General features: G+C 70.5%; 25 protein-coding genes. 18 read left to right on the forward strand and 7 right to left on the reverse strand.

Annotated features, from left to right (window positions below; all coding sequences use genetic code 11):
- Window positions 1-4: 4 nt before the first annotated feature.
- Entirely contained in the window at window positions 5-706 is a 702-nt protein-coding gene (locus ACFYRH_RS30590) for a maleylpyruvate isomerase N-terminal domain-containing protein (protein ID WP_387782590.1), read from the forward strand.
- Here ACFYRH_RS30590 and ACFYRH_RS30595 read toward each other — a convergent pair.
- Entirely contained in the window at window positions 703-1,776 is a 1,074-nt protein-coding gene (locus ACFYRH_RS30595; RefSeq protein ID WP_387782592.1) for a CobW family GTP-binding protein, read from the reverse strand. The two genes, ACFYRH_RS30590 and ACFYRH_RS30595, sit on opposite strands and share 4 nt — an antisense overlap.
- Before the next feature lie 65 nt (window positions 1,777-1,841).
- Between ACFYRH_RS30595 and ACFYRH_RS30600 the strand changes: the two genes are divergently transcribed.
- Genes ACFYRH_RS30600 through ACFYRH_RS30625 form a run of 6 tightly spaced genes read left to right on the forward strand, consistent with a single transcriptional unit; the run spans window position 1,842 to window position 7,219 of the window.
- Window positions 1,842-3,050 (forward strand): GNAT family N-acetyltransferase, encoded by a 1,209-nt coding sequence (locus ACFYRH_RS30600; RefSeq protein ID WP_387782594.1) that lies wholly within the window; start codon window positions 1,842-1,844, stop codon window positions 3,048-3,050.
- A gap of 17 nt (window positions 3,051-3,067) precedes the next feature.
- Window positions 3,068-3,787 (forward strand): DUF4129 domain-containing protein, encoded by a 720-nt coding sequence (locus ACFYRH_RS30605; RefSeq protein ID WP_387782596.1) that lies wholly within the window; start codon window positions 3,068-3,070, stop codon window positions 3,785-3,787.
- Entirely contained in the window at window positions 3,784-4,371 is a 588-nt protein-coding gene (locus tag ACFYRH_RS30610; RefSeq protein ID WP_387782598.1) for a hypothetical protein, read from the forward strand. Before ACFYRH_RS30605 ends, ACFYRH_RS30610 begins: the two co-directional genes overlap by 4 nt.
- Before the next feature lie 9 nt (window positions 4,372-4,380).
- Window positions 4,381-5,376, forward strand: a complete 996-nt coding sequence (locus ACFYRH_RS30615; protein WP_387782599.1) for an AAA family ATPase — start codon at window positions 4,381-4,383, stop codon at window positions 5,374-5,376.
- Window positions 5,373-6,674 carry a DUF58 domain-containing protein gene (locus ACFYRH_RS30620; RefSeq protein ID WP_387782601.1) on the forward strand — a complete coding sequence of 434 codons (1,302 nt, stop codon included), beginning with the start codon at window positions 5,373-5,375 and terminating at the stop codon, window positions 6,672-6,674. The genes ACFYRH_RS30615 and ACFYRH_RS30620 overlap by 4 nt, the downstream gene beginning before the upstream one ends.
- The gene (locus ACFYRH_RS30625) at window positions 6,671-7,219 is read left to right on the forward strand and encodes a hypothetical protein (RefSeq protein ID WP_387782603.1); all 549 of its coding nucleotides are present in this window, start codon (window positions 6,671-6,673) and stop codon (window positions 7,217-7,219) included. Before ACFYRH_RS30620 ends, ACFYRH_RS30625 begins: the two co-directional genes overlap by 4 nt.
- On the opposite strand, the gene ACFYRH_RS30630 is transcribed toward ACFYRH_RS30625, so the two are convergent.
- Complete coding sequence (locus ACFYRH_RS30630; RefSeq protein WP_387782604.1) at window positions 7,216-7,764, reverse strand: TetR/AcrR family transcriptional regulator; 549 nt, start codon at window positions 7,762-7,764, stop codon at window positions 7,216-7,218. The two genes, ACFYRH_RS30625 and ACFYRH_RS30630, sit on opposite strands and share 4 nt — an antisense overlap.
- Window positions 7,765-7,855: 91 nt before the next feature.
- Here ACFYRH_RS30630 and ACFYRH_RS30635 point away from each other — a divergent pair, with 91 nt between their 5' ends.
- Both ACFYRH_RS30635 and ACFYRH_RS30640 read left to right on the forward strand, forming a co-directional pair.
- A complete protein-coding gene (locus ACFYRH_RS30635) occupies window positions 7,856-9,274 on the forward strand; it encodes a DHA2 family efflux MFS transporter permease subunit (RefSeq protein ID WP_387782606.1) in 1,419 nt (472 codons plus the stop codon).
- 2 nt (window positions 9,275-9,276) lie between these two features.
- On the forward strand, window positions 9,277-9,612 hold the full coding sequence (locus ACFYRH_RS30640; protein ID WP_387782608.1) for an MmcQ/YjbR family DNA-binding protein: 336 nt from the start codon (window positions 9,277-9,279) through the stop codon (window positions 9,610-9,612).
- Here ACFYRH_RS30640 and ACFYRH_RS30645 read toward each other — a convergent pair.
- Complete coding sequence (locus tag ACFYRH_RS30645; protein WP_387782610.1) at window positions 9,605-10,807, reverse strand: neutral zinc metallopeptidase; 1,203 nt, start codon at window positions 10,805-10,807, stop codon at window positions 9,605-9,607. The genes ACFYRH_RS30640 and ACFYRH_RS30645 overlap by 8 nt on opposite strands.
- A gap of 107 nt (window positions 10,808-10,914) precedes the next feature.
- Between ACFYRH_RS30645 and ACFYRH_RS30650 the strand changes: the two genes are divergently transcribed.
- Together ACFYRH_RS30650 and ACFYRH_RS30655 are read left to right on the forward strand one after the other, a co-directional pair.
- Window positions 10,915-12,618 (forward strand): DUF885 domain-containing protein, encoded by a 1,704-nt coding sequence (locus ACFYRH_RS30650; RefSeq protein ID WP_387782612.1) that lies wholly within the window; start codon window positions 10,915-10,917, stop codon window positions 12,616-12,618.
- The gene (locus tag ACFYRH_RS30655) at window positions 12,615-13,805 is read left to right on the forward strand and encodes a Maf family nucleotide pyrophosphatase (protein WP_387782614.1); all 1,191 of its coding nucleotides are present in this window, start codon (window positions 12,615-12,617) and stop codon (window positions 13,803-13,805) included. Before ACFYRH_RS30650 ends, ACFYRH_RS30655 begins: the two co-directional genes overlap by 4 nt.
- Before the next feature lie 115 nt (window positions 13,806-13,920).
- Here ACFYRH_RS30655 and ACFYRH_RS30660 read toward each other — a convergent pair whose 3' ends face one another.
- Both ACFYRH_RS30660 and ACFYRH_RS30665 read right to left on the reverse strand, forming a co-directional pair.
- Complete coding sequence (locus ACFYRH_RS30660; RefSeq protein ID WP_387782616.1) at window positions 13,921-14,115, reverse strand: acyl-CoA carboxylase subunit epsilon; 195 nt, start codon at window positions 14,113-14,115, stop codon at window positions 13,921-13,923.
- Window positions 14,112-15,698: an acyl-CoA carboxylase subunit beta gene (locus tag ACFYRH_RS30665; protein WP_387782618.1), complete on the reverse strand. Its 1,587-nt coding sequence runs from the start codon at window positions 15,696-15,698 to the stop codon at window positions 14,112-14,114. The genes ACFYRH_RS30660 and ACFYRH_RS30665 overlap by 4 nt, the downstream gene beginning before the upstream one ends.
- Before the next feature lie 89 nt (window positions 15,699-15,787).
- Between ACFYRH_RS30665 and ACFYRH_RS30670 the strand changes: the two genes are divergently transcribed.
- From ACFYRH_RS30670 to ACFYRH_RS30680, 3 genes are all read left to right on the forward strand, one after another.
- Window positions 15,788-16,309 (forward strand): hypothetical protein, encoded by a 522-nt coding sequence (locus ACFYRH_RS30670; RefSeq protein WP_387782619.1) that lies wholly within the window; start codon window positions 15,788-15,790, stop codon window positions 16,307-16,309.
- Between the two features lie 46 nt (window positions 16,310-16,355).
- A complete protein-coding gene (locus ACFYRH_RS30675; protein WP_387782621.1) occupies window positions 16,356-18,278 on the forward strand; it encodes a hypothetical protein in 1,923 nt (640 codons plus the stop codon).
- Window positions 18,279-18,347: 69 nt separating this feature from the next.
- Complete coding sequence (locus tag ACFYRH_RS30680; RefSeq protein WP_387782623.1) at window positions 18,348-18,773, forward strand: hypothetical protein; 426 nt, start codon at window positions 18,348-18,350, stop codon at window positions 18,771-18,773.
- A gap of 49 nt (window positions 18,774-18,822) precedes the next feature.
- Here ACFYRH_RS30680 and ACFYRH_RS30685 read toward each other — a convergent pair whose 3' ends face one another.
- Window positions 18,823-19,293: an SCP2 sterol-binding domain-containing protein gene (locus ACFYRH_RS30685; RefSeq protein WP_387782625.1), complete on the reverse strand. Its 471-nt coding sequence runs from the start codon at window positions 19,291-19,293 to the stop codon at window positions 18,823-18,825.
- Window positions 19,294-19,420: 127 nt separating this feature from the next.
- Here ACFYRH_RS30685 and ACFYRH_RS30690 point away from each other — a divergent pair, with 127 nt between their 5' ends.
- The 3 genes from ACFYRH_RS30690 (at window position 19,421) to ACFYRH_RS30700 (ending at window position 23,657) form a co-directional block, all read left to right on the forward strand.
- On the forward strand, window positions 19,421-20,056 hold the full coding sequence (locus ACFYRH_RS30690; RefSeq protein WP_387782627.1) for a TetR/AcrR family transcriptional regulator: 636 nt from the start codon (window positions 19,421-19,423) through the stop codon (window positions 20,054-20,056).
- A 167-nt stretch (window positions 20,057-20,223) separates the two neighbouring features.
- Window positions 20,224-22,851, forward strand: a complete 2,628-nt coding sequence (locus tag ACFYRH_RS30695; RefSeq protein WP_387782628.1) for a phosphoenolpyruvate carboxylase — start codon at window positions 20,224-20,226, stop codon at window positions 22,849-22,851.
- A complete protein-coding gene (locus tag ACFYRH_RS30700) occupies window positions 22,851-23,657 on the forward strand; it encodes a biotin--[acetyl-CoA-carboxylase] ligase (protein WP_387782630.1) in 807 nt (268 codons plus the stop codon). The genes ACFYRH_RS30695 and ACFYRH_RS30700 overlap by 1 nt, the downstream gene beginning before the upstream one ends.
- Before the next feature lie 141 nt (window positions 23,658-23,798).
- Here ACFYRH_RS30700 and ACFYRH_RS30705 read toward each other — a convergent pair whose 3' ends face one another.
- On the reverse strand, window positions 23,799-25,193 hold the full coding sequence (locus ACFYRH_RS30705) for an OFA family MFS transporter (RefSeq protein ID WP_387782632.1): 1,395 nt from the start codon (window positions 25,191-25,193) through the stop codon (window positions 23,799-23,801).
- A 140-nt stretch (window positions 25,194-25,333) separates the two neighbouring features.
- Between ACFYRH_RS30705 and ACFYRH_RS30710 the strand changes: the two genes are divergently transcribed.
- The gene (locus tag ACFYRH_RS30710; RefSeq protein ID WP_387782634.1) at window positions 25,334-25,954 is read left to right on the forward strand and encodes a PH domain-containing protein; all 621 of its coding nucleotides are present in this window, start codon (window positions 25,334-25,336) and stop codon (window positions 25,952-25,954) included.
- Window positions 25,955-25,969 lie beyond the last annotated feature (15 nt).

A 25,969-nucleotide genomic window follows, 5' to 3' on the forward strand; every position in this document is an offset into this window, starting at 1 on the left:
CGGGATGAAAGCACCCGAGCGCGGCGCGTTGCCGCGCGGACTGGCGAGCACGCTGGGCCGGACCTACGGGCGGCTGACCGAAACCGTGCAGGGGCTGAGCGACGCGGATTTCCAGCGCGAGACCCGCTGCCCCGGCATGCCGGTCGGCCCGCTCCTGGTGCATCTGCTGTACGACGCCCAGCGCGCGCTGATCGCGTTCGCCAGCCCGGCCGTGGCCGAGCCCGACCGGGACTTCGTCACGTACTGGACCGATTTCCCGCCGCAGCCCGAGGGCGACGTGGACACGAGCTTCGTGCGCGGCGTCGCGGCGTCGTACCGCAGGCCCGGTCTGCTCGTGCAGCACTGGCGGGAGGTGTCCGAGGCCGCGGTCCGCGCGGCCGCGCTGGGACTGGCCACCAAGGGGCGCCGGGTCGAGACCCAGGGGCACGTGTTGCCGGCGCTCGACTTCGTCGCCACTTTGGTGCTTGAGGCAACGGTTCATCACCTGGACCTGACCGTCGGACTTCCGGACGCGCCGGAGCCGGATCCCGAGGGGCTGCAGGTCACCGCGCGCACGCTGGACGGACTGTTCGGTCCGGACGCGTGGGACGTGATCGGCTGGGACACCACGACGTACGTGCTGAAGGCGACCGGCCGGGTGCCGTTGGACGAGGACGACCTGGACATGCTCGGTCCGCACGCGAACCGGCTGCCGCTGCTCGGTTAGAAGACCCCGGCGAACGGATCCTCGAGATCGCGCCAGTCCAGCTTCGCCAGCTCGGACTCGGTCAGCAGGCAGGCGTCCAGGACCGCTTGCAGGCGGGCCGGATCGAGGCCCATCCCGGTCGCGACCACCGTGCACTCGGCCAGGTGCTCGCTGTCCGACCACTCGCCGAGCATCCCGAGCGACGCGCTGTACCCGGCCGACTCCCAGCGGACCCGTTGGGTCGGCCGGTTCGCCAGCCAGACCACGCCGCGACTGCGCACGACACCGTGCACGATGTCCTCGAGCGCGTCGTTCAACCGGGCCGGATGCAACGGACGCGTCGACCGCCACAGCACCGTCGTCACCCCGTCGCCACTCGGTTGCACCCGGTCCGACGCCGCGAGCTCACCGGCCCAGGCCTCCGCCGCGTCGAAGTCGAACCGTCCCGTCCGCGCGACGGGTCCGCCTGGTACGCCGTCCATGTCCGTCGTCAGCACCGAGGTCCGCGGGTTCAGGTGGACCAACAGGTGTTCCAGTCGCTCGACCGCCGTACTGCGATGTGTGTTGGCGAGCACGCAGACATCGGCGTACTCGATCTGGCGCGCGGTCAGCTCCGCGACGTTGCGCCGGTCCGGGAGACCGAGCGCGAGCCCGCGCTCGGCGAGCAACTCGTCACCGGACAACTGCTCGACCAGCAGTACGGCGTCGACGACGCAGGTGACCGTGTCGACGACGATCTCCGGCAGGACGCCGACGAGGGTGCTGACGAGTGGCCGGGCCTCCATCGCGGGCGGCGCCGAGAGCACGATGTGATCCCAGTGCCCGCGCGCGACCAGGGTCTCCAGCAGCGGCACGAGCGACTCGATCAACTGGCACGCGCCGCAGTCGTCGCCGACCGCGAACTCGCCGGCGTCGATCGGGCCGGACGCGTCCCGCACCTGCCACGACAGCACGCCGCGCTCGGTCAGCTCGTCCTGCGCGACCGTCACCACGACGGTGGTCGCATCGGTCATCGCCTCGAGAACGGGCTCGCGCAAGGTCGCGGAAAGCCCGGCCAGCAAGGACAACGGCGTTTTCCCCTGGGCGGTCATCTCCGCATTATATGAAAACGGTTTTCATCAGTCCAGAGGGTCCGATCGTCTGGTAGGTAAAAGGCATGGCGATCGAGATCGGGCAGTTCAGCGGTGAGTGGGACGACCTCCTGGAGCTCCTGGACATGGCGTTCTCGTCGCCGTGGACCGATGCGCAGTACGAGGCCGAGCGAGGGATCTGGGAGCGCGAGCGGAGTGTGGTCGCGATCGACGACGGGCAGCTCGTCGGGCACACCGGCACGTTCTCGCACCGGATGTCGGTGCCGGGCGGGCAGTTGCCGGTCGCGGGCGTGACGATGGTCGGCGTCCGGCCGACGCATCGGCGGCGTGGCATCCTGCGCGACCTGATGCGCGCGCAACTGACGGCCGTGCACGAGGCCGGCGAACCGCTGGCGGCCCTCACCGCGAGCGAGCCGGTGATCTACCCGCGGTTCGGGTACGGACTCGCGGCGGACCACCAGGAGATCGTCGTACCGAAGGTGTCCCGCGCGTTGCGCCCGGTGGCGGGCATCGACGACATCCGGATCCGGTACGTCGACCTTCGCGAGAACCTCGCCCGCTGTGCCGAGTTGCGGAACCGGCTGGCGCTGGAGCGACCGGGCATGTTCCAGCACGACGAGCGCTGGCAGGTGTACGCGATCAGCGACAACGTCACGAGCAGTACCGCGAACGCGTCGAAGCTCCGGTGCGTGGTGGCCGAGCGCGACGGCGAGCTGACCGGGTTCGCGTACTACCGGACGAAGCGCGCCGAGAAGGGGTACGTCGACGTCCAGCGGGTGCACGCCGTGGATCTGGCGTCGCATGCCGCGCTGTGGCGGTACCTGCTCGAGCCGGACCTGCTCAGCCAGACGCACTGCGAGATGCTCGCGTCCGACGATCCGCTGCTCGACCTGCTGCTCGATCCGCGGGCGCCGTCGCCGATCACGCGCGACGGCCTGTGGATCCGGCCGGTCGATGTCGGCCGCGCGCTCGCGGGCCGCACGTACGCGCGCGACGTCGACGTGGTGATCGAGGTGGCCGACGACTTCCTGCCGTGGAACGCGGGCCGCTGGCACCTGGTCGGTGGACCCGACGGCGCGACCTGTGAGTCGGTGTCCCGGGACGCCGACCTCACGCTGGATGTCCGCGACCTCGGCGCGGTCTACCTCGGACGTCCGTCGCTGGAGAGGCTGGGCCGGGCCGGTCTGGTCGCCGAGCACACGGCCGGTGCGCTGGCCGCGACAGCGCAAGCGTTTTCCACATCTCGGCTTCCTTTCCTGGATACTGGCTTTTGAGGGGGTAGCCTGCCGGGATGCAGACGCAGCGTAGGGGTGCGCTCGCGGTGGCCGCCGTTGTGGCCGTGGGAGTCGTGGTGGCCGGCTTCGTCGTGCTCGCGTCCGCCGGCGGCCCCGTTCGCCCGGTCAGCGACAGCACGCTGCGGTCCACCCCGCGCCCACTGCCGACCATCACCCCGACCCAGACGGCGCCGTCGGCCACGTTCGGGACGCCTACTGCCCAGAGTCATCCGACCGAGCCGCCGGCCTGGCTGCAGGCGCTCTGGCAGGCGTTCGCGTACCTGGTCGTCGCAGCGGTCGTGGTCCTCGTCGTTGTGGCGATCGTCCGGGTCGTGCGCAAGATCCGGTTGCCGAAGACGGAGCCTGAGGACACCGACTGGGAACGGGTGAAGACCGAGCGGCTTGTCGAGGCGGTCGACGCGGGTCTGGCCCGGATCGACAGCGGCACTGCGACGGACGCGGTGGTGGCGTGCTGGGTGGCGCTGGAGGAGGCGGCCGCGTCGGCCGGCGTACCGCGGGAGGCGTCCGAGACGCCGGCCGAGTTCACCGTGCGGGTGCTCGGCGTCGGCGGGATCTCCGAGCCGCAGCTGGTCCGGCTCGGTGAGCTGTACCGCGAGGCGCGGTACTCCACGCATGGGTCGAGCGAGCAGGCGCGGACGGAGGCCCGCGCGGCGTTGCTCCGGTTGCGGGAGGAACTCGCGGTGGCTCGCCCCGAGCAGGCGGAGGTGGCCGGATGACGTCGTACCGCTGGACGCCGTTGGAGGAGAAGGGGCCGCCGCCCGAGGTCAAACGGTCCCGCTCGCTGCTGCCGAACAAGTTGCTCGTCCAGCATCTCGGGCTGGCCGTGCTGGGAAGTCTGCTGTTGGTCGGCGTCTTCGGCGCCGCCGGGATGGCGCCGAAGCCGCTCTGGTTCGTGATGGCCGCGCTCGCGATCGGAGTCGGGTCGCTGGCGATCCGGTTGCTCGTACCGCAGGTCCTGGAGACCAGCTGGCCGGGACGGTACGACGAACGGCTGGCCGCGCTGCGGGTCCGTGCCAACGACAACCGGACCCAGTTCATCGCCACCTGGTTGCAGGAGTCGAGCCGTGAGCGGCGGGCCGGTGAAGGCTCGCGGACGTTCGCGCGCCGGGTCCGGCCGTTGCTGCTCGAGCTGACCACCGACCGCCTCGTGCACCGGCACGGTGTCGATCCCGAGACCGAGCCCGAGCGGGCCCGGGCGATCACCGGGGACCGTCTCTGGCAGCTGATCAGCGGCGACGGCCAGCGCACCGCGTCCCTCGACGACATCGAGTACGCGATTCACACCATCGAGAACCTGTGAGGGATATCCGTGAGCGATACCGCGACTGATGCCGAGCTGACCCTCGATGAGGTGTCCGCACTGAGCCGGCAGGTGCTGGAGCGGGTCAGCCAGGCCGTGGTCGGCAAGGCCGACGCGCTGGAGCTGGTGCTGGCGGGCATCCTGGCCGGCGGGCACGTGTTGCTGGAGGACTACCCGGGCCTGGCGAAGACGCTGGCCGCGCGGTCCTTCGCGCAGGCACTGGGGCTGGAGTTCCGCCGCGTACAGTTCACGCCCGACCTACTGCCGTCGGACGTGACCGGTGCCTTCGTGTACGACCAGAAGGAGTCCGAGTTCGTCTTCCGGCCGGGCCCGATCTTCACCGGCCTGCTGCTCGCCGACGAGATCAACCGGACGCCGCCGAAGACGCAGGCCGCGCTGCTGGAGTCGATGCAGGAGCACCAGGTGACGGTCGAGGGGCAGACGTTCCCGCTGCCCAGCCCGTTCCACGTGCTCGCCACCGCGAACCCGGTGGAGTACGAGGGCACGTATCCGTTGCCCGAGGCACAGCTCGACCGCTTCATGCTGCGGATCGGCTTCGGCTACCCGAGCCCCGCGGAGGAGTGGGAGGTACTGCGCCGCCGGATGAGCCGCCGCCGCGAGGACCAGACCGTCGACGCGGTGACGGACGCCGCCGGACTGCTCGCCGCGCAACGCACGGTCGAGACGGTGACGGTCGACGACACGGTCGGTCAGTACTGCGTCGATCTCGCCGCGGCCACGCGACGGGACTCGCAGGTGCTGGTCGGTGCGTCGCCGCGTGGCTCGCTGGCGTTGCTGCTGACTGCTCGGGCCTACGCGGTGATCAAGGGTCGCGACTACGTCGTACCGGAGGACGTGAAGGCCGTTGCGGTGCCGGCGTTGGCGCATCGGATCACGGTGCGGCCGGAGCTGTGGCTGCACGAGGTCACGGGCGCGACGGTGGTACGGGCGGTGCTCGGTTCGGTCGCGGCGCCGCCGACCGTCGTCGGCACTGCCGGCGCATGAGGTGGCGGCCGACGCACGCGCAGATCCGGGCGGTCTGCGTCGCTGCGGTGCTGCTCGCCGTCGCCGTACTGTTCCGGCGTCCGGATGCGGCCGTGTTCGGGTTGCCGTTGGCGTTCCTGGCTGCGTGGGGGCGGTTCTTCCGGCCTACCGGGCAGCCTGAGGTGCACACCGAGCTGGACGCGGACGTGCTGTTCGAGGGGCAGGGTACGACGTACCGCTTGCGGGTTCCGGAGGCGGTGGATCCGGACATCGACCTGGTCGTGGCGGCGCTGCCGCGGACGGCGTGGTTCCAGTACGACCCGGCGCAGGCGGCGATCGCCGAACCGGTCGCGGACGGCGACGTGACGCTGGAGGTCGGCGTACGGTCGAAGCGCTGGGGACTGCGGTCGTTGGAGAGGCCAACGGTCACGGCGACGTCGACGATCGGTGCGTACCGGCTGCAGGTGACGTCGGCGGAGTCGCAGTCGGTGACGACGCTGCCGCTGCGCGAAGGATTCGAGGCTGTGGATTCGGTCCCGCGACCGGCCGGGCTGGTCGGGCTGCACCGGTCGCGGCGGCCGGGTGAAGGGACGGAGCTGGCCGGCGTACGGCCGTTCCGGACCGGTGACCGGCTGCGGCGGATCAACTGGGCGGTGTCGGCCCGCACGCAGGAACTGCACGTCACGTCGACCTGGTCGGACCGCGACACCGAGGTCGTGATCATGGTCGACACCGGCGGCGAGATCGGCATCAGCGAAGGGATCGACGGACGCTCGTCGAGTCTCGACACCGCGGTCCGGGCGGCCGCGGCGATCGCCGAGCACTACCTGCGCAACGGCGACCGGGTGCGGTTGATCGACACCGGGAGCCTGTTCCGGGGGGTGCGATCGGGCAGCGGTCGCGGGCATCTGCGGCGGATCCTGGACACCCTGGTGCACGCCGACCGGCGTGGCCGGCAGCAGGACGAAGAACAGCTGGCGCGGCGGAACCGGGTCCGGTCGGACAGCCTGGTGCTGGTCCTCAGTCCGCTGCTGCGGCAGACCATGCTCGGCTACATCGTCACGCTGGTGCACTCCGGCTGCACGGTGATCGCGATCGACACCTTGCCGCCCGACGTCGGCGAGATCATGGACGTCGAGGACCACGACGCCCGGACCTGGCCGCTTGCCTGGCGCCTGCGGCTGCTGGAACGCCGTCGCGATCTCGATCGCCTCAGCGACCTCGGCGTACCGACCGTGCCCTGGCAAGGTTCCGGGACCTTGGACGAGGTACTGCGGGACGCGGCGCGGCTGTCCGCGGCCCCGAGGATCCGCTCATGACGGCCGCCGAACGGATCTCGCTGTGGCTCGAGCAGATCCGCGCGTCGGGGCAGGCGATGCGGATCGCGCGCACGGTGATCGCGATCGCGGGAGCCGTCGCGCTGGTGGTGCCGGCGCTGCAGTCCTGGGACGAGATGGACCTGGTGCCGATCGTCGGCGCACCGCTGCTGCTGGCGACCCTCGTACTGCCCGACTCGCTGGCGGGGACGGGGTTCCTGCTGCTCGTCGGGCTCGGATGGTTGTTGCGGGCGCCGCGGGAGGTCAGCTGGAGTCTCGCAATCACCGCGATGGCGCTCGTGGTGGTGCATCTGGCCACCGCGTTCGCGGCGCAACTTCCGTCGTACGTCCGGATTCGTCCGGCGGCGCTCCGGCGCTGGTGGTTGCCGACGGCAATCGCCTTGCTGCTGGTGGTGATCGGCGCGGTGGCCGCGCGGCTGGTTCAGGGAGCCGGCGTGCCGGGGTCGCTGGTGGTGGTCGCGGCGGCGATGGCGCTGGTCGCGCTGACCATCTGGTTCGCCGCCGGCCAGAAACTCGGCCGCGACTAGGCCTCGTTCCCGAACGTCTCGATGATCTCCTCGGCCCACGGCATCGGGATCGCCTTCGGGCCGAGCACCTGCATCGCGGACATGACGGTCATCAGCATGCCGGTGGACAGGAACTCCCGGGCTTCCTGCGCCGAGGCGCCGGTCAGGTCCCGGACCAGCCGGTAGATGCTGCCGAAGCGCTCGCGGACGCAGTCGCCGATGGCCGGGTCGCCGCTGGCGGAGAAGCCGTGCAGCAGCACCAGGAGCAGCTCGGGCTCGGCCAGTAGCCGCTTGTAGTTGCGGCCCAGCGCGTCGAGCTCAGGGTTTTCGGCGGCGGCCTCGCGGAAGATCTGCTCGATCCGCTCGCAGACGCTCTGGACGGCGGCCAGGAACAGCTGCTGCTTGGTCCCGAACAAGCGGATCACGTAGGGCTGTGAGACCCCGGCCATCCGGGCGATCTCGTCCGTCTTGGTGCCCTCGTAGCCGGACACCCCGAACGCCTGTACGGCGGCCCGCAGCACCTCCTCGCCCCGCTCGGCGGCCGTCAGCCTGACCCTGCTCGGCATCGTCTCTCCTCTCGACCCTTGACATGTTATCAGTGGATGCATACTCTCGTCGCAAGCTTGTTATCAGTCAATTACAACAAGGGGTAGTGAGATGACATCGACCGCTCTCGAGGAGAGGGACGCAGCACGGACCGCCGCGCGGAGCCGGGGGCTCGGTGTGGTGCTCGCCGCGGTGGGGATCCCGACCTTCATGGTCACGCTCGACAACCTGGTGGTGACCAATGCGCTCCCGGTGATCAAGACCGAGCTGGGCGCGTCTCTGACCGACCTGCAGTGGTTCGTGAACGCCTACACGCTGGCCTTCGCCGCGCTGCTGCTGACCGCGGCCGCGATCGGCGACCGGCTCGGCCGGCGCCGGGTGTTCCTGGCCGGCATCACGCTGTTCACGCTCGCCTCCGCCGCCTGCGCGCTGGCGACCGAGCCGTGGATGCTGATCGGCGCACGGGCGATCCAGGGCATCGGCGCCGCGGCCGTGATGCCGCTGTCGCTGACGCTGCTGGCCGACGCCGTACCGCAGAAGATGCGCAGCGCCGCGATCGGCATCTGGGGCGGCATCTCCGGCCTCGGCGTCGCGGTCGGGCCGGTGGTCGGCGGTGCGGTGGTGGACGGCCTGAACTGGCAGTGGATCTTCTGGCTGAACGTCCCGGTCGGCGTCGTCGCCGTGGTGCTCGCCGCGCGCGTCCTGACCGAGTCGAAGGGTGCGGCGAAGCGGCTCGACCTGCTCGGGCTGGTGCTGGCCACCGCCGGCGTGCTGTCGATCGTGTGGGGTGTCGTGCACGGAGCCGACGACGGCTGGACCTCGGGCGGAGTCCTCGGTTCGCTGATCGCGGGCGGCGTACTGCTGGCCGCGTTCGTCGGATGGGAGCGCCGGACCGCGGCGCCGATGCTGCCGCTGCGACTCTTCCGGGTGCGCTCGTTCAGCGTCGTGAACGTCGTGATGTTCACGTTCTCGGTCGGCGTCTTCGGGTCGGTGTTCCTGCTCGCGCAGTTCTTCCAGGTCGTGCAGGGCTACACGCCGTTCCAGTCCGGTGTCCGCACGCTGCCGTGGACCGCGGCACCGCTGGTGGTCGCCCCGATCGCCGGGCTGATCGTCGACCGGGTCGGCGCGCGGCTGCTGATCACCGTCGGGCAGGTGTTCCTCGCCGGGGCCCTCGGCTGGATCGCACTGATCACCACCGCGACCACGCAGTACGGCGAACTCGTCGTACCGTTCGTCCTCGCCGGGGTCGGGATGGGGCTGACCTTCGCGCCGTCCGCGAGCGTGGTGATGGGCAGCGCGTCGGACGCGGACCGAGGCGTGGCGTCCGGGACGAACAACACCATCCGCGAGGTCGGGGTCGCGATGGGGGTCGCCGTACTGGCGTCGGTGTTCGCGTCGGCGGGCTCCTACGAGTCCCCGGTCAGCTACGCGGACGGTCTGGTCCCCGCGGTCTGGACGGGCGCCGCGATCGTGGCCGCCGGTGCGCTCGCCGCGCTCCTGCTGCCGGGCCGGGAACGCTCTACAGTGTGACCGTGCTGGACGCTGACGACGTACGACGGATCGCGCTGTCCTTTCCGGAGACGGTGGAGAAGCAGCGCTGGGGACACCCGACGTTCGACGTGGCCGGGCGGATGTTCGTCACGGTCCCGGACGACCAGACCTCGTTCGCCGTCCGGTGTCCGCGGCTGGAGCGCGAGGAACTGATCGCGGCGGAGCCGGAGAAGTTCTGGGTACCCGAACACGAGGCGGGCTCGAACTGGGTTCGGGCCCGCCTCGCCGCGCTCGAGGACGCCGCCGAACTGCACGACATCCTGATCGACTCCTGGCGCCAGGTCGCGCCGCCGGAGTTCGCCGACTGGTCTAACTGACGTACTTGGGTGATACCGCGAAGGTGTTGCAGCTCGCCGGGTTGCCGGTCTTGAACGACGTACCCATGAAGCGCTTCTGGCTCGCGACGCTGCCGTGGTCGCCCTCCTCCGGCTTGTCGCCGGCGGTGACCACCCACTTGTTCCAGACGTAGAGCATCTCGCCGCTGATCGGGTAGGTCCGCTTGTTGACGGCCAGGAAGACACCCGCGAAGCAGTTCGCCTGCAGCTCCATCCGGCGGGTCTGCCGGGTCCGGTCCTCGTAGCTGGTCAGCTCGTACCGGATGTTGTCGGAGGCCTGCAGGATGCCGGTCATGTTCTGGACGGCGTGACCGTACTCGTGCGCGACCGAGCGGGTGTACCACATCCGCGCGTAGGCCTTGGACTCCGCGTCCGAGTACTCGGTGTACGCCTTCACGAAGACGTCGACCTTCATGTACAGGTTGTTGTTCACCGAGCAGAAGTACGGCACGTTGACCGGGCCGCTGCCGCACGGGCCGGTCGCGTTGGTGCCCGCCCAGAACGTCATCGTCGGCGCCTTGAACGTGTAGCCGGCCTTCGCCACCAGCGGCGACCAGGACTTGTCCAGGCAGGGCTTGATCGCGGTCCAGTACGCGGCCGCGTTCCGCGCGTTGGTCGGGCGGACCGACGGTTCCCGGCAGCCGACGCTGCGCATCTGGCCGACCTTGTAGAGCGCGTTCTTCGCCACGATCGTCGAGTCGGCCGGCTTGTTCGGCGTCGTCGAGGTCGTCTCGGTGCTGGTCGGCTCCTCGGTCGGCTCCTCGGTCGGAGAGGCCGACGTGGTGGGCTCCGGCGTATAGCGGGTCGGGCTGACCGGCGGCGTCGTGGTGTTGTCGGCGTTCTTCTTGACGACGCCGAGGATCCAGCCGCCGACGATCACGACACCGATCAGCGACAGGATCACGACCAGCGGGGCCTTCGACTTCTTCCGCGGCGGCTGCGGGCCGCCGGGACCGAAGTTCGGGCCCCAGCCGAAGCCGGGGCCCTGCGCAGGCGGTCCGTAGTTCGGCGGGCCTTGCGGCGGGCCGTACTGACCCGGCGGCGGGCCCTGCTGGTACTGCTGCTGGTACTGCGGTGGTCCCTGTTGGTACTGGGGTGGTCCCGGTGGCGGTCCCTGCTGGGGGTACTGCGGATACGGCGGGTTCTGGCCCGGCGGCCCGTAGGGTGGCTGGCTCAACGCCGATCCTCTCGTCCCTCTGCTGCCCCCGGCTGGCACAGCGACCGCCACAGTATCGGCAACAATCAGGTCAGTTCGGAGCACCCCCGGACGGTAGTGTCGGCAGCGTGACCGATGCCCGTACCCCGGCGACGACGCCGAACAGCCCGATCGACCAGCTCGCCGAACGGCACCTCGAGCAGGAGATCGTTCTCGACCCGATCGCGGCGACCGAACTCGGGATCGCCGGCCACGACCACGAGCTGCCCGACTTCACCACGGCAGGTTTCGAGGCCCGCGCCGAGCTGGCCCGGCGGTCGCTCGCCGAAGCCCGCGCGATCGAGCCCGCGAGTCCCCGTGAGGAGGTCGCGAAGGATGCCTTCGTGGAGCGGCTCGGGCTGGAGGTGGAGCGCTACGAGGCCGGCGTACCGCAGCACCAGCTGAACGCGATCTCGTCGGTTCCCGCTTCGCTGCGGCAGGTGTTCGACCTGATGCCGACCGACACCGAGCAGGACTGGGAGATCGTCGCGATCCGGCTCAACCAGATCGGTACGGCGCTCGACGGGTACCGCGACACGCTGCTCGAACAGGCCGAGCTGGGACGCGTCTCGGCGGTCCGGCAGGTGAACGGGCTGGCCGAGCGGATCGCCAGCTGGACCGGGGCCGAGGGCGACGACTTCTTCGCCGGCCTCGCCGCGCGGGCGCCGGAGAGCGCGGTGAAGCCGACGGTGGAGGCCGCGGCGGCCGCGGCCCGGAAGGCGTTCGACCAGTTCGGCGGCTGGCTGACCACCGAGCTCGCGCCGCGGGCACCGCAGCGGGACGCGTGCGGCCGGGAGGTGTACGAGCTGGCCTCGCGCAGCTTCCTCGGCGCGACGATCGATCTCGAGGAGACCTACGCCTGGGGCTGGCAGGAGCTGGCCCGGATCGAGTCGGACATGCAGCAGATCGCGGCCGGCCTGAACGGCGGCGACCGCGGCATCGAGGCGACCGCGGCGCTGCTGGACAGCGACCCGGCGCGGACCGTGCACGGCAAGGAAGCCTTCCGGGACTGGATGCAGCAGCTGTCCGACGCGGCCGTCGTCGAGCTCGGCGGCACGCACTTCGACATCGCCGACGAGATCCGCACCCTGGAGTGCATGATCGCGCCGACCTCGGACGGCTCGATCTACTACACGCAGCCGAGCGAGGACCTGACCACCCGGCCGGGCCGGATGTGGTGGGCGGTCCCGAGCGGCGTGGACACTTTCGCCACCTGGCGCGAGGTCACCACGGTCTACCACGAGGGCGTGCCCGGGCATCACCTCCAGGTCGCCCAGACGATGCTGCGCACCGACCTGCTGAACCGCTGGCAGCGGATCGCCTGCTGGGTCTCCGGACACGGCGAGGGCTGGGCCCTGTACGCCGAGCGGCTGATGGAGGAGCTCGGCTACCTCGAAGACGCCGGCGCGCGGTTCGGCATGCTGGACGGGCAGAGCTTCCGGGCGGCGCGGGTGATCGTCGACATCGGCATGCACCTGGAGTTGGAGGTCCCGCGGGACAACCCGTTCGGCTGGCGGCCGGGCGAGCGCTGGAACGCCGACCTCGGGTTCGAGTTCCTGCGCGCGCACTGCCGGATGGAGACCGAGTTCCTGCGCGCCGAACTGCTCCGGTACCTCGGGTGGCCCGGCCAGGCGCCGTCGTACAAGGTCGGGGAGCGGATGTGGCTGCAGGCGCGCGAGGAGGCCAAGCAGCGCAAGGGTTCCGCGTTCGACCTGCGGACGTTCCATTCCGACGCGCTGAACCTCGGGTCGATCGGGCTGGACCCGCTGCGCCGGGCGCTGGCGAAGCTGTGAGCCCGCGCTTCGTCCTCGCGTCGGCCTCGCCGGCCCGGCTGAAGACCCTGCGGGGGGCGGGCGTCGAGCCGGAGGTCATCGTCTCCGGCGTCGACGAGGACCACATCACCGCGGAGTCCCCGGGCGAGCTCGCCCGGCTGCTCGCGACGCTGAAGGCCCGCGCGGTGGTCGCGGGGTTGACCGATCACGCCACCGTGCTCGGATGCGACTCGGTGCTGGAGTTTGACGGCGAGCCGTACGGCAAACCCGGTACGCCGGACGTCGCGCGCGAACGGCTGCGCGCGATGAGCGGACGGACCGGGATCCTGCACACCGGACACTGCCTGATCGACACCGAGAGCAAGCAGGAACTGCGTGAGCTGGCGTCGACGACCGTGGAGTTCGCGGAGCTCACCGACGACGAGATCGATGCCTACGTCGCCACGGGTGAGCCGCTGGTGGTGGCGGGCTCGTTCACCGTCGACGGTCTGGGCGGACCGTTCGTCACCTCGACCGAGGGTGACTACCACAACGTCGTCGGCGTCTCGCTCCCGCTGCTCCGGCGGATGCTTGCCGAGGTCGGCATCGCCTGGCCGGAGTTGTGGAAGACGCAGCAGGCCTACACCTACGACGAGACCGTCGCCTCGACGTACGACGAGACGCGTGGTGGACCGGCGCGTGCGGAGGCGGCCGCCCGTGCCGTCGACTCGCTGCTGCCGAAGGGCGGCCGGGTACTCGAGCTCGCGGTCGGGACCGGGATCGTCGGCGCCGAGCTGGTTGCTTTGGGCAACTTGGTGCACGGTGTCGACCTGTCCGCGGCGATGCTGCGGCACGCGCGGGTCCGGCTGCCGGGGCATGTCGCGGCGGCGGACGCGGGCCGGCTGCCGATCGCGGATCGCCGGTGCGACGCGGTGGTCGCCGTGTGGTTGCTGCATCTGCTCGACGACAGCGAGCCCGTGATCGCCGAGGTCGCCCGGGTGCTGCGCACCGACGGCGTCTTCGTGACCACCACCGAGAAGACCGACGCCAGCCGGTACGCCGACGGTCGCGGCCCCAACGACACCCGCTCCCAGGACTCACTCGCCCATCTGGTCGCAGTCGCCGCCCGCCACGGCTTGGCCCTCGACAGTGCCACGACCTTCGCCGGTCCTACCCGTCACACCGGCGTTGCTCCGCTCTACCCACTGATCCGCTTCCTCCGCGTCTGAACGTGAAGGCGGATCCCCACCACTCACCAACCGGAGGCACCGGACGCGGCCGACGCTCAGCCAGGTCCTGACTTGGCCTCGCGCCGCGCGTTGGTGAGTGGTGGGCGTCCGCAGGTCACGGGTGTGCGGAGGCGCGCCACTGGCCGGGGCCGGGGTGGAACGGGGTGCGGGCGTTGCGCCAGTACGTTGCCCAGTTGCTCGCGCGCTGCGGGTCTCGGGCGGGTGCGGGTGCGGCGGCGCGGGCGGCCAGGACCGTGACCAGAGCGGCGAGCTCCTCCGGGGTCGGGTTGCCTTTGCGGATCTCGATCACAGTGGGATGTTCCCATGCTTCTTCGGGGGCAGGGTGTCGCGCTTGGTGCGCAGCAGGCGGAGGGCGCGGACGATCTCGGCGCGGGTCTCGCTCGGCTTGATCACCGCGTCGATGTAGCCGCGCTCCGCCGCGATGTACGGGTTCGCGAGGTGGTCCTCGTACTCCGTGATCAGTTCCTGCCGCCGGGCGTCGACGTCCTCCGCGGCCGCGAGCTCCCGGCGGTGCAGGATGTTGACGGCGCCCTGGGCACCCATCACCGCGATCTGCGCCGTCGGCCAGGCGATGTTCATGTCCGCGCCGAGGTGCTTCGACCCCATCACGTCGTACGCGCCGCCGTAGGCCTTGCGGGTGATCACGGTGATCATCGGGACGGTCGCCTCGGCGTAGGCGTAGATCAGCTTGGCGCCGCGGCGGATGATGCCGTTCCACTCCTGGTCGGTGCCGGGCAGGAAGCCGGGCACGTCGACGAAGGTCAGGATCGGCAGGTTGAACGCGTCGCAGGTGCGGACGAAGCGGGCCGCCTTCTCGGACGCGTCGATGTCGAGGGTGCCGGCGAACTGCATCGGCTGGTTCGCGACCACGCCGACCGGGCGGCCCTCGACGCGGCCGAAGCCGACGATCATGTTCGGCGCGAACAGTTCCTGCACCTCGAGGAACTCGCCGTCGTCCACGACCGCCTCGATCGCGGTGTGCATGTCGTACGGCTGGTTCGGGGAATCCGGGATCAGGGTGTCGAGGGCGAGGTCGGTGTCGGCGAGCTCGAGGTCCGCAGTTTCATAGGCGGCGTCGTACACCGGGGGATCCTCGAGGTTGTTCTGCGGCAGGTGACCGACCAGCGTCTTCACCCACTCGATCGCATCCTCCTCGTCGCTGCCGAGGTAGTGCGCGTTCCCGGACTTGGTGTTGTGCGTCCGGGCGCCGCCGAGCTCCTCCTGGGTGACGTCCTCACCGGTGACGGTCTTGATCACGTCCGGTCCGGTGATGAACATGTACGACGACTCGTCGACCATCACCGTGAAGTCGGTGACCGCGGGGGAGTACACCGCGCCGCCCGCGCACGGGCCCATGATCAGCGAGATCTGCGGGATCACGCCGGACGCGCGGACGTTGCGGCGGAAGATCTCGCCGTACAGGCCGAGGGAGACCACGCCCTCCTGGATCCGGGCGCCGCCGGAGTCGTTGATGCCGATCAGCGGGCAGCCGATCTTCATCGCCAGGTCCATCACCTTGACGATCTTCTCGCCGAACACCTCGCCGAGGCTGCCGCCGAAGACCGTGAAGTCCTGGGCGAACACGCACACCTGGCGGCCGTCGATGGTGCCGAAGCCGGTCACCACGCCGTCGCCGTACGGGCGGTTCGCGTCCAGGCCGAAGCTCGTCGACCGGTGCCGGGCGAACTCGTCCAGCTCGGAGAAGGAGCCCTCGTCGAGCAGCATCGTGATCCGCTCGCGGGCGGTCTTCTTGCCGCGCGCGTGCTGCTTCTCCACCGCGCGCTCCGACCCGGCGTGCACGGCCTCGTCGAGCCGGTGCTCGAGATCCGCGAGCTTGCCGGCCGTGGTGTGGATGTTCACGGTCTCTCCCATGAACGGGCAGCCTACGCGCCAGTACGCCGTACCGCCTGTGACGTCCGCCGCACGGTGCGCTGACTCTGCTTGTCGCTACGCTGCCGGGCGTGGCTGATCAACAGTTCGAGGCGCTCCAGGCGATCGTGTCCGAGCGGCTCCTGACCAGGGTCGAGCACCATTCCCGCAGCGACACCAGCCTCACCGCGGCCCAGGCGGCGTCGCCGGCTGCCGTGACCGTCGCGGCGGCGGACGCGATGGTGGGCTCGTCGAGCATCCCGCGGGCGAGCCGTCCGGCCGCCGCGGCCGCGACCGCCACGATGCTGGCCGAGGGCTTCGATGAGTTGCCCGCCCGAGTGGCGGAGTGGCAGGCGCGCGGCTACGACCTGGCGCACGAGGCCCGGGTGTACGGCGCGTCGCTCGGGGACCAGACGATGGCGGCGATCAGACAGTTCGAGACCCGGCCACCAAACCCCCAGGACCCGATCGCCGAGCGCGGCCAGGACGCCGCAGCCCGCTTCCTCAACGACCAGGCCGTACCGCCACTCCGCCCAACCCGACCCGCCACCACCGCAGCCCGCCTCAGCACTCCCACGACTCGCCGCGAAGGCCCCGCCACCCCAACCCGCTGAGGGCTGAAGTGGGCCGGCTGAACCGCGGCGCGGATAGCGTTTCTGGGTGGCTGATCTCGACCCCGATGTCCTGAATCTCGTGCACAGAATCAACCAGCTTGTTGCCCGGGACAGCCGGGGCCGATCGGCCGGACCCAGCGACCGGGTGCTCGAGGCGGCGAGCGGTCACCACCAGGCGCTCGGGGCGCTCGCCAGGAACCTCGACCTCCCGGTGAAGCTTGCCTCCAGCCCCCAGGTCGACCTGACCCGCGGGGCGCGGCAGGTGGTCGACCGGCGGGAGGACGTCCGGGCAGCGTTGACCGCCGTGGTCGCCGCTTGCGCGAGCTCGCTCGACGCCCGCATCCCGCCGCCACCGACGACCGACCCGGCGCGCCGCGAGCGGCTCACGACGGCCATCGGTCAGGCGTACGCGGCGACCGCGACCCAGCGGATCGTCCCGGGACTGTTGACGAACGGCCGTCCGGACGACCTGGGGAGCTTCCCGCACACGATCCTCGAAGGCGACGCCGCGGCCGCGCGGGCGCTCGCGCTCGCGGTCGGCGCACGGATCGACCAGAACGACGAGCGGGTGCTGAAGGCCTTGGTAGGCGCTGGTGCCGGCTGCGCCGGACGGGCGGCCGCGGGCCTGCTGCTGTACCGGAACGAGGACTACATGACGCTGCCTGCCGGCAAGCAGCGGGAGGTGTTCGCGGACAACTTCTCCGACGAGCTCGAGACCCGCTTCGGGGCACGGGACCTCGGCGAGGCCCGGGTCCGGGCCCTGACCGAGGAGATCGAGAGCCGCTGGGGCGACATTGCCGGTGGCGCGGGTGCTGTCGACGGGGCGAACGCGAGAGTTGTCGCGGAGATCCGCGAACTCCACGAGTTCTTCGACCAGCTGCCGGACTGGCACGAGGCCAAACAGACCCGCGACGCCAACCGCGCGAGCGCTCAGGCCAGGCCTGCTCCGGTCGAGTCGGCCCAGGTTGAGTCGGCCCAGGTTGAGTCGGCTCCGGTCGGGTCAGCTCCCGTCGGCTCGCGGCCCGGGTCGGTTGGTGAATTGATTGGCGGGATGCGGGGGAGTGTTGGTGAGCTGACCGGGGCGCCGGAGTCGCTGTGGAACGGGGAGTATGCGCTCGCGCCGATCGGTGGTGCGTGGGACGAGGTGTTCGTGTCGCACGACGCCGACGGCACGCTGTACCTGAACAGGGACAGGGCGGAGACCCCGCTGCGACAACTGACCGCGGACGGCCCGGCTGTGCTGACGGACGAGCAGGTCGTCGAGGCTCGAACAGCAATGCAGTCCCTCACCGCGACGTTGTCGTGGCAGGCGGTTCCGGAGGGCTACACCCGTGCCGACGAGCTCCGGGCGCAGGCCGCCATTCCTCCTGAGACCACGCATGCGGTCGGTCTCGCGTTCTCGGAGGACAATCTCGACCGGGTCATCGAGCAGACGCTGCCTAGTGATGTCGCTGCCCGGCTCACCGGGCAGGCCGTTCCGTTCGTCGACTCGGAGCGCGCACCGGCCGCACGGGCGTTCGCTCGCGGCATCGACGACGTCACGGGTCGGGACGCCGGCGAGACGCTGCGGCAGCTCGCCGGTCAGCACCGCGCGGCGATCGCGACGACCGCAGCCGACGTACTGACGGCGCACGCCAGGATTCCCAGCGAGCAGCGGCCCGCGATCGCCCGGGACGTCGCCGCGCGGGTCGACGCGGCGTTCGGCATGCTGCCCGCGCAGGTGCAGGCCTGGCGAGAAGCCGGTACGGCGGAGGGCGACATCGCGGGCAGGTCTCGCGAGTTCGGGCAGGGGCTGGCCCGGGAGGTCCACGAACTGGTCTGGGCGCGCCAGGACCCCGCCGCCCGCTTCGTCCCCGGCCTCGACCCGACGAGCGCAAGGTCCGGCGCCGTGCAGGCACCCGCCGACACCCAACCGGCAAGCCAGGCGACGGGCTCGGGCCCGTACAAGCCGCGCGGCATGGAGAAGTAGCCGGGTCGCGAACCCGCGCGGTGTGGGAAGTAGCCGGGTCGCGAACCCGTCGGCTGTCACGATTGACCGGTGGAGTACAGCGAGTTCGACACCGAACGCCGCCGCATCGCCCAGTCCTGGGGTCGTTCGATCACCGACCCTCAGGAACTCGCCGCCGCCGTCGCCGCCCTGCACGAGCAGGCAGCCGGCCTCCCCGATCAGGCGGACCAGACCCGGGCGATGCGCTATCTAGAGATCCTCGACGACCTCGTCACCGAGGCGCGGACACCCGAGAGCGAGACCGTACGCCGAGCGGGCGACGTACTGCTGGAGGCCTCCCGACCGGACGGTACGCCGGCGGAACGCCGCACCCGCGCGGAGGCCGGGATCGCCGAGATCACCCGCATCGCCGAGGCCGCGCCGACCATCGCCGAACGCGACGCCGCCCTGGAAATGAACGAGTCGCTGGCCGAAACGCTCGGCACCCTGGCCGAGGGTGCGGCATCGTCCGACTAGGCACCCTGCCAGTCAGTGACGACACCCCGGGCTGCTGAGCCACGACCCCTCAGGTGGGGCCGACGGCGAAGAGTTTGGTCAGGCGGGCGGCTTGGGCCAGGTCGCCTTGGACGGTCAGGCGTTGTTTGAGGACGGCGGCGATGGGGTCCTCGTTGCCGGTGACGATGCGCAGCAGGGTCGCGGGGTCGGTGCGGATCGAGATGTCAGGTGGCGTGGCCCGCGGCGGTACGGCGGCGCAGCGGCCGGCGTGCACCTGGATCCAGTACTCGTCGAGGCCGTCCCCGCCCGCGCCGGTGATCTGCCATCTGACGACGGCATCGAACCCGGCGGCCCGGGCGGGTCGCAGGTACTCCGGCATCCGCCGAAAGATCTCGCGCAACGCGATCTCTCGTACTCCCCCGATGAGTCGATGCCGGAGCTCCCGCTCCGACGTCCGGTCGACCATCCGGGCAAGCTCGCTCGCGTCCAGGGCGGTGATGCCCTCGGACTCAAGCCAGCCGGCACTGCCTCGTTCGGTCATCGACCACCCCCGCGGCAGTGAGTGGGAGGTTCGCCGCACACCCTTCGCCGCTTGCGGCGCCGAAGTGCGTCCGGCGAACTTCCCTACCAGACCGTAGGAATTTCCTACGATGCGGTAGCTTTGTCAAGTGGTCGAGGACAGTGAACGACGCCGGCGGGCGCGGCACCTCGGTCCGGAACGCCGCCGTCCCCTGATCCTGGACGCCGCCCTCGGGGTCTTCGCCGCGAACGGGTACGCCGGTACGACGATGCAGTCGATCGCGGACGCGGCCGGCGTCACCAAACCGGTCGTCTACGACTGCTTCGCGAACCGTGACGAGCTCCTGCTCGCCTTGCTCGCCCGCGAGGAGCAGCATCTGGTGATCTCGATCGTCGGCGCGCTGCCGGCCGACCCGGGCGTCGGCACCGCGCAGCAGCACGTCCTGGAGGGCTTGACCACGTTCCTCACCGCGGTCCAGAAGCAGCCGCAGTCCTGGCGGATCGTCTTCGGAGCGCAGTACGGCGCCACGCCCGTGATCGCCGAGCGGGTCCGCGCCGCGCGGGCGTTCCTCGTCGAGAGTCTCCGGCTGACCCTGCTGAAGTCGCTGCCCGGCGTCACCGACCCGGCCGCGAACCTCCCGGTGCTCGCCGAACTGCTCGCCGCGATGACCGAGACCTGCGCCCGGATGCTCGTCACCGACGGCCCCGGCGGTACCGACCGAACCCCTGCCGAACTCGCGCGCACCGTGTCCCAGGTCGTCGGCGGCGGCTTCGCCTCGGTCTGAACCTTCTCGGTCTGAACCTTCTCGGGCAGAGCCGGCGGTCGGGGAGTGTGACCAGCGCCGCACTCTCGGCTCACATACTGTGAAGTAGCTGAACGCCCGGTCACGATCGGCTTCCAGTGGGCGGACTCGGCGGCACGGAACGGCGTCCGCCGATAGGGTGGGCGAACGTGACCGAGACCGGAAGTGAGACCCGTACCCGCGCGCGGTTCGAGGTACCTGAAGAACTCAGGGCCGACGTCCGCCTGCTCGGCGAGATACTCGGAAAGGTTCTGGTCGAGTACGCCGGTCAGCCGCTGCTCGACGACGTCGAGAAGTTACGCGAGCTGACCATCGCCGGAGACGGCGCCGCGGCCGAGCAACTGGTCGCCTCCTGGCCGCACGAGCGTGCCGAGGACGTGGCCCGCGCGTTCACCTGCTACTTCCACCTGACGAACCTCAGCGAGGAACTGCACCGCGCCCGCGTGCTCCGTGAGCGCGACCGGGCCGGCAGCGAGGCCGTGGTGTCGGAGCTGGCCCAGGCTGTCGAGCAGATCGCGCGCGACAGCGGCGAGCAGCAGGCCCGCGCGCTGCTGAACGGCCTGGAGTTCCGCCCGGTGCTGACCGCGCACCCGACCGAGGCCCGGCGCCGCGCCGTACTGGCGACGATCCGGCGGATCTCGTCGCTGCTGGACGAGCGCCACGACCCACGTGCCGGCGACAGCGACCTCGCCGAGAACCGCCGCCGTCTCGTCGAGCAGGTCGACGTCCTGTGGCGTACGTCGCAACTCCGCACCAGCCGCCCCTCGCCACTGGACGAGGTGCGGTCCGCGATGGCGGTGTTCGAGGAGACCCTGTTCAACGTCGTCGGCAACGTGTACCGCCGGCTCGACGACGCGCTCGCCGGTGACGCGGCGGGGACGCGGCCGCCCGTGGTGGCGCCGTTCGTGCACCTGGGTTCGTGGATCGGCGGCGACCGCGACGGAAACCCGAACGTCACCGCGGCGATCACCCGCGAGGCCATGCAGATCCAGGCCGACCACGTCCTGCGGGCGCTCGAGCAGGCCACCGAGGTGCTCGGCCGCGCGCTCACCCTGGACGCCGCGACCACTCCGCCGTCCGCACCGGTCCGCCGGATCCTGGAGGACGCCCGGGCGGTCAACCCGGAGCTGATCGCGGACATCGAGAGCCGCTCGCCCGCCGAGCCGCACCGGCAGCTCCTGCTGCTCGCCGCGCGCCGGCTGGCCGCCACTCGGAACCGGGACGCCGACTTCGGCTACCCGCGGTCCGCCGACTTCCTGCACGAGCTCAAGGTCCTGCAGGACTCGCTGGTGACCGCCGGCGCGCCACGCCAGGCGTACGGCGAGCTCCAGCAGCTCATCTGGCAGGTGAACTCGTTCGGCTTCCACCTGGCCGAGCTGGAGGTCCGTCAGCACTCCTCCGTGCACGCCAAGGCCCTGGAAGAGGTGCTGGGCGGCGGTGAGCTGTCCGACCAGACCGAAGAGGTGCTGGCGACGCTGCGGGTGATCGCACAGATCCAGCAGCGCTTCGGCCCCGAGGCCTGCCGTCGGTACGTCGTCTCGTTCACGCGCAACGCCGGTGACCTGGCAGCCGTGTACGAGCTCGCCGACGCCGCGCTGGACGGCCGTCCGATCGAGCTGGACGTCGTACCGCTGTTCGAGACCGGTGAAGACCTGCAGAACTCGGTGGAGGTGCTGGACAACGCGATCCAGCTCACCCGCGTGCGGCACCGGCTCACGGCGAACGACCGGCGCTTCGAGGTCATGCTGGGGTACTCCGACTCCGCGAAGGACGTCGGACCGGTCTCGGCGACACTGGCGCTGTACGACGCGCAGGCGCGGATCACCGCGTGGGCGCAGCGCAACGCGATCCGGCTGACCCTGTTCCACGGCCGTGGTGGTGCGCTCGGCCGTGGCGGTGGCCCGGCGAACCGCGCCGTACTCGCACAGGCGCCGGGGTCGGTGGCCGGGCGGTTCAAGCTCACCGAGCAGGGTGAGGCGATTCCGGCCCGGTACGGGAACTCGGCGATCGCGCAGCGGCACATCGAGCAGGTGACCGCGGCGACGCTGCTCGCGTCGACGCCGGCCATCGAGGAGCGGGCCGTCGCGGCGGCCGAGCGGTTCTCGGTGATGGAGAAGACGCTCGACGAGGCCGCGCGGACGGCGTACCACCGGCTGGTGAAGGCGGAGGGGTTCGCGGAGTGGTTCAGCACCGTGACGCCGCTGGAGGAGCTGGGGCAGTTGCCGCTCGGTTCGCGTCCGGCGCGGCGTGGTGTCGCGGTGTCGTCGCTGGAGGACCTGCGGGCGATCCCGTGGGTGTTCGCATGGTCGCAGGCCCGTGTGAACGCACCGGGCTGGTACGGCCTCGGTACGGCGCTGCAGGCCGTCGGTGACGTCGCGCTGCTGCAGGACGCGAACAAGAACTGGCCGCTGTTCCAGGTGATGCTGGAGAACGCGGAGATGTCGCTGGCGAAGACCGACCGGCGCATCCTCGGCCGCTACCTCGAGCTGGGCGACCGGGACGAGCTGACACAGCAGATGCTCGACGAGCACGAGCTCACCACCGAGTGGGTGCTCAAGGTGCTCGACCAGGAGCGACTGCTGCAGGGCCGCCGCGTGCTGGGCCGTGCGGTCGAGCTGCGCAACCCGTACGTCGACGCGCTCAGCTACCTGCAGTTGCGCGCGCTGCGGACACTGCGGACCGATGACTCGCTCAGCGAGGAGCAGATCGTCCGCACTCGACGGTTGCTGCTGCTGACCGTCTCGGGAGTTGCCGCCGGCCTCCAGAACACCGGCTGATGTTCAACAACCTGGATCGGCCCCCGCTGGACGAGAAGTTCCTGCGGGGGCGCCTGGTGCGTCCTGGCGAGCTGTGGACGCAGATCGACGTACTGGCGGAGACGCCGTCGACCAATGCGGTCGTGGCGGCTGCTGCCGCGAAAGGCCAGCCCGAAGGGCTGGTAGTGGTGGCGGAGTACCAGTCGTCCGGTCGTGGACGGCTGGGGCGGACGTGGACGACTCCGCCACAGTCAGCGGTACTGATGTCGCTGCTGCTGCGCCCCACTGCGGTTGACGCGTCGCGCTGGCCGTGGCTGGGGCTGCTCGCACCGCTGGCCGTTGCCGCGGCGGTGCGGGAAGTGGCCGACGTACCGGCGCAGGTGAAGTGGCCGAACGACGTACTCGTCGAGGACCGGAAGCTCGCGGGCATCCTGCTGGAACGGGTCGAGGGTCCTGCCGCCGTTATCGGGATCGGTCTCAACGTGACGTTGCGCGAGTCCGAGAAGCCGCATGAGGCGGCCACGTCACTCGCGCTGGAGAAGGCATCCACGACTGATCGTGCGACGGTGATGGCGGCGGTACTGCGTGAGCTCGCGTCCCGCTACCGGACCTGGGTCGAGTCGGGTGGGGATCCGGAGACGATCCTCCCGGAGTACCGCGAACTGTCCGCGACGATCGGCCGGAAGGTCCGCGTGGAGTTGCCGGACGGCACCTTCCTGGAAGGCACCGCCCGCGACCTCGCCGACGACGGCCGCCTGATCGTCGACACCGCCGAAGGGCCACGCCCACTCGCAGCCGGCGACGTCACGCACCTACGCTCAGCCTGAGAGCCCGGAGCGGCCGGCGTACTTGGTCGTTTTCGTCTTGTCAGGTGAAGATCTTGGCTGCGGTGATCAGCGTCTCGATGACGCCGTAGCCGAGCAGGACGGCGACCAGGAGCCAGGAGATCACCAGGCGTGCGGTCTGGTTCATTGTGCGGCCTCCGCCGTCGTCTCGGACTTCTCGTGGAACCGCTCGGAGACCGAGCGGATCAGCAGGTTGGCGACGAACCCGACGACGAGCACACCGACCATCGTGAACAGCGCCGGCCGGTACGCCGCCGCGGTCAGCGTGCCCGGTTTGCCTTCCTTGTCGAGGAACCCGTTGATGATCAGCGGTCCCGCGATGCCGGCCGCCGACCATGCGGTCAGCAGCCGGCCGTGGATCGCGCCGACCTGGTATGTGCCGAACAGGTCCCGGAGGTACGCCGGTGCGGTCGCGAACCCACCGCCGTAGAACGAGATGATCACCGCCGCCAGCAGGACGAACACGAACGTGCTCGTGTGCCCGGCGGTCGCCAGCAGCGCGTACGCGACGATCCCGACACCGAGGTACATCGCGTAGATCGGCTTGCGCCCGATCACGTCCGACGTACTCGACCAGCCGAACCGGCCGCCCATGTTGAAGATCGACAGCAGTCCGACGAATCCGGCCGCCGCCGCGACCGCGACCGTCGACTTGCCGTCGTCGCCGCGGAAGAAGTCCTGGATCATCGGGCTGGCCTGCTCGAGGATGCCGATCCCCGCGGTCACGTTGCAGAACAGCACCACCCAGAGCAACCAGAACTGCGGCGTCTTGATCGCATTCGCGGCCGACACGTTCGCGGTGGTGACGAGCGTCTTCTGCTGCACGGACGCGGAGTCGAAGCCGGGTGGCGCCCAGCCGTCGGCGGGGACGCGGATGTTGAAGACGCCGAACATCATGATCACGAAGTAGCCGACGCCGAGGGTGATGAACAGCCCGACGAGCGCGCCGCCGCCCGCGACCGACGTACTCACGTTCGGGTCGTAGTTCGCGTCGTACAGGCCGAGGAGCTGGCGCGACAGCGGGCTGGCGACCAGCGCGCCGCCGCCGAAGCCCATGATCGCCAGGCCGGTTGCGAGACCCGGGCGGTCCGGGAACCACTTGATCAGGGTGGAGACGGGGGAGATGTAGCCGATCCCGAGACCGATGCCGCCGATCACGCCGTACCCGAGGTAGACCAGCCAGAGCTGGCCGGTGCCGATGCCGAGGGCACCGACCAGGAACCCGGTCGCCCAGAAGCAGGCGGCGACGAACATCGCCTTCCGCGGTCCGTTGCGTTCGACCCAGGTGCCGCCGATCGCGGCGGACAGGCCGAGCATCACGATCGCGATGCTGAACACCACGCCGACCGCCGTCTGACTGGCGCCGAAGTGCTTCACCATCGACGTCTTGTACACGCTGGTCGCGTACGCCTGCCCGATACACAGGTGGACGGCCAGCGCGGCCGGCGGGATCAGCCACCGGCTGTACCCCGGCGGTGCGACGGTGTGCTCCCGATCAAGTACCGACAAGACTGCCATCACGGCTTCCTCTCGTCCCCCAGCTGGTAACCCCTCGCGCATCTTGGCTCACTGTATGCACGTTGTGAAGAGTTGAACCAGTTTCTGGCCGTTCGTGTCGGGAGGGGACAACCGAACCCGGGACCTGTGAGACTGGGGCCATGGCGATCTCGGCGAAGTTGTTGGGTGAGGACGAGTACGTCGTCGTCAGCACCCGGACGCACTGGAAGGCGCTGATCGGCCCGGTGCTCCTGCTGCTCGTGGTGGCGGCCCTCGGTGGGTTCCTGGCCGCGATCGTGCCGGCCGGTTCGGTGCAGACGCCGGCCCGGATCGCGATTCTCGCGGTCGGCGTGGTGATTCTGGCGATGTTCGCGCTGAAGCCGTTCCTGAACTGGTTCTTCTCGACGTACACGATCACCAACCGGCGGCTGATCACCCGGCACGGCGTCCTCACCCGGACCGGCCGCGACATCCCGCTGATGCGGGTGAACGACGTCTCCTACGAGCACGGGCTGATCGACCGCATCCTCGGGTGCGGCACGCTCCACATCGAGTCCGCCGGTGAACGCGGTCAGGTGGTGCTGCCCGACGTACCCCATGTCGAGCACGTCCACCTGCAGATGTCCGACCTGCTGTTCGGCGGGCCGGACGGCAAGCCCGGCGACGGCATCCTCGAGGACGAGGCACCGCCGGAACACATGCGCCGCCGAGCCCCGCAGCAGGAACGGCCCACCCGCACCGAGGACGGCGAAACCCTCTTCAGCTCGGACGACGACAGGTAGCACGCCTCCCGGCGT

This window comes from Kribbella sp. NPDC004875 (genome assembly GCF_042873375.1).
Classification (GTDB): domain Bacteria; phylum Actinomycetota; class Actinomycetes; order Propionibacteriales; family Kribbellaceae; genus Kribbella.